General features: G+C 37.7%; 2 protein-coding genes and 1 pseudogene. 1 reads left to right on the top strand and 2 read right to left on the bottom strand.

Features of this window, described 5'->3' with window-relative positions; genetic code table 11:
• Positions 1–329, bottom strand: a pseudogene (locus WIW72_RS00020) (sulfocyanin); the annotation flags it as partial.
• 840 nt (positions 330–1169) lie between these two features.
• On the opposite strand from WIW72_RS00020, the gene WIW72_RS00010 reads away from it, so the two are divergent.
• Positions 1170–2228, top strand: a complete 1059-nt coding sequence (locus WIW72_RS00010) for an ISH3 family transposase (protein ID WP_337699447.1) — start codon at positions 1170–1172, stop codon at positions 2226–2228.
• Between the two features lie 420 nt (positions 2229–2648).
• Here WIW72_RS00010 and WIW72_RS00005 read toward each other — a convergent pair whose 3' ends face one another.
• Positions 2649–3305 (bottom strand): IS6 family transposase, encoded by a 657-nt coding sequence (locus WIW72_RS00005; protein WP_337721185.1) that lies wholly within the window; start codon positions 3303–3305, stop codon positions 2649–2651.
• Positions 3306–3481 lie beyond the last annotated feature (176 nt).

Raw genomic sequence — 3481 nt, 5'->3', positions numbered from 1 at the left:
CCAGAGCTGGAAGAGTCTAAGTAGAGAAAGACAGTCTTATTTGACGGATTATAAGGTAACATCGTAGCACCAGCGGGGAGAGAAGATGTCATATTAGTAGTTGTAGAAGTAGTAGAAGACATAGAAGTAGTAGAAGAAGAAGTAGTAGAAGAAACCATTGAACTAGACATACTTGTCGTGTAAGACGTTGACTCAGTAACTGTTGTTGAACTTGGGGGTAGAGTTGTTGTAGTCGTTAAACTCGGTCTAGTGCTTACATAATAAACAGCTACTCCCACTAGGATTATCGCAATCACTATTGCAACAACCACGGGTGTACTTGACGCCATTTAAGTTCACTGATATTAATCACCTTAACTAATTAAATTTTTTTCCTAAAAATTCAATTCATCAATGAACAATTAAGGAAAATTAACATAACTATTAAACTTATTAAAAAACTATTTATAAGATTATATCAAGTATGTACTGCCTTGTCTTAATGTTACTGCTCATAGAATAGAGTAATTAAAAGTTACACTGAAGATAGCGTTTAGCTTTTCCTATACAAATAAAAACGTTAATGTCATGCGAAGTGGCTGGCTACATTGATTTGTTCATTAACGAACGGGATTTTGGTATAATTTCTTCATGTATAACCATTAATTCTACATTATTACAGTCAATATACAAAATATAGTAATAAAGGCTACGGGTTCTAATTTTTTACAATAAAGGGGGATTAAGGGAGGCGGAAAGCCTCGCCAAGGGGATGGATAGCCTTGTATTTAAATACTTCTTTATCGAGATATCTCTTAGTACCGCTAATTAGGCTCCTCTCTAGGCTAATTAAGTGCTTAACGGGACTGTGGGAGGAGCGTCTAGAATCCCTCTTCTCTCCTAAGGGACTAGAGATAGGCAATGAAAGTCCCATCTTCAAATGGGAGTGGAGATCTCTGAGCCACCCGGCTGCCCACCATATGTAATCCCGAATCGATGAGAGGAAGGATGAGCCCTTTGGGAGGGAACCCTCGACCCTTTCACGGTAGACCCAAAATCATATTAGAAAAAATATTTCTGATAGGATAAATATCGAATTTACAAAAGATAAAGAAATTTATAAGAGTGTAAAGAATTGAAGAAAGGGTTTAAGGTGAGGGAGACATAGTATTACTAAGGGAGATAGGGAGATGGTGATACCCGGTCTCCCTCACCAAAATAACATTCAACAAATAGGATATAAATTACTTTCCATGCTAAACTTTAATGGAAAGAAAGGAGAAGAAGTAGCAAAAACCCTCATCTCCGCTTGTTTGTGGAACGACTCTGTTGAGAACAAGTCCAAAGCGTATGACGTATCCCCACAGACCGTGAGGAACTACGTAGAAAAACAAGGGATAGAAGTAATTGAAAAACTATTGGAAAATGCTAGGAAAATATCCTTAGAGATATTAAAGGGGGTAAAGGAGGTAGACCTCTCGATTGACTGGACAACCAAGACGTGGTATGGGAAACCAGTGAAAGGACTCGGGAGCTCTGAAAAAGGAAACTCGTGGAACTACGCAACTGCAACAACCAAGTATAAGGGGAAAGTACTATTACTTGCCTTTATTCCGCAAGTGAACGGTATGACTAAGGAAGAGATAGTGAAGATCCTCGTGGAGCAAGTTGTTGCAATGGGATTCAAGATAAGGTTGATAACTCTTGACGCCGGTTTCTACACTGTCGACGTGCTCAACTTCATTTCACAGTTTAATTACATAGTTGCCGTCCCAGTTGGGGATGTGAAGGTTTATGAGGAGTTTGATGGTGATTACAAGACTAATAGTAAGAGGCATAGGAAGGATGAGCAAGTTAAGTTCAGGCTCCTCGTGTACAGTAAGGAGAAAGTTAGGAGAAAGGAGAAGAGGCTTGTTTATTTTGCTAGGGCTACTAACCTCGAGATACCAAAGAGGGAAGTGTTGGATTTGTACAATAAGGGGAGAGGTCCAATAGAGACCTCTTATAGGAACATTAAGGCTTTCCTTCCATTTACTAGTTCTACTAAGTTTGTTTTCCGCATATTGATCTTCGTTCTTGCCCTTGTACTCTACTCCTTATATACCGTATTCAAGGGGGAGGTGGGGAGAGAGGAGTTTAGATTATTATTAATTCTTTTATTTTTTCCAGATTTATTCAATCCGGAGAATTTTACAATTAATCTAGTGGAAACACTTATTTACACTATAGATTTATTTTCAAGGAGGTGATTTTGGGTCTACCGTTTCAGGGCGGAGAGGAAGTCAGTTTCTAGGGACTTATTACTGTCTTTTAGGTACTCTTATTAGGTACTGCTTGGTATACTATGAAATCTCTATTCAAGCATAAAATTTCTAAATAAGTGAAGCGATTTCTTTGATAACGGTAACCACACATATTAATCTAATTGGCATATTCAATCTTTTTCTACTTTTTTAACGATATTATAAAGAAATAATATAATCTCGAAATGAACTCGCAACACTCTTGTGTACGTATCGATAGTCACTGTTTTATATATTTTACGTTTATATTTTCTACAAATTAACTAAAACAACAGAACTAATATCTCACAGTGATTTTAATCAAAAATTAATTTCTACTTCATAAAATAAATTTAAATATATTCAAATACAGTGTGGACAACAATTTCATTCATTTGAAATATTTACATTTATTATCACCCCCTTATCTAACAAGTACGTTGGGGTGTAAAGGATGTTGTATATTAGGAAGAATGTTGATAACCACCTAGTTATTGTGAACTTGTTAGTATTCCAAGGGAAGTGGAAGTCCATTGATGCAAGCCTATGTTTTAAGCTTCTGAACCCTTGTTCTGCGTAATTCCTCTCGTTGAACGTTACCTTCTCGTGTTCTACGTTTAACCATGTGAAGGCGTTGTATGCTGTTGCCCCATCGTGCAAGTAAATTACCTTATCAATCCTTCTCCTAAATACCCTCATTGCTATTTCCTCAGCCCTACTCATGTTCGCAAGAACTACCAAGACATGTACTCCACTCCTAACACTAGTAACCATGAAGAAGGGTATTCCCTTGGTTTTTACATCCCTAACGATCCACACGTAATAGTACTGACCATTAATTAGCCTCACCTTAGTCTCGTCAATAGCGTAAACACCACTCAATGGCACAGCATACCTCACGTAACTCAACCTCCTATGATAATAAAGCAGAGTGGAATGGGGTAAAACTACCCTCCAAGAGGATAACCCGGAAACGTAGTTAGCCAATGCAGAGGCTACGGTCTCCCTAGAGTAAAACCTCGGGCTAAGGTTAATATACTCCATTAAAATTAGTATAATTTGGGTGAGCACGGGAACCTTCCACCTAGTTCCCGTAATCTCACCTCCAAGTAATACCTCCCGTGCTCACCCTAAAAAAGTATTATCATCAACGTTCTCCTAATAAAGCACAAACAATTCAAATAATTCATTTTAGATTAACAAAATTGTTGTCCACACTC

The organism is Stygiolobus sp. CP859M, assembly GCF_037389975.1.
In the GTDB taxonomy this organism is placed as follows: domain Archaea; phylum Thermoproteota; class Thermoprotei_A; order Sulfolobales; family Sulfolobaceae; genus Stygiolobus.
The sequence above is the reverse complement of the archived record's forward strand: the minus strand, read 5'-3'. Positions and strand labels throughout refer to the sequence as shown.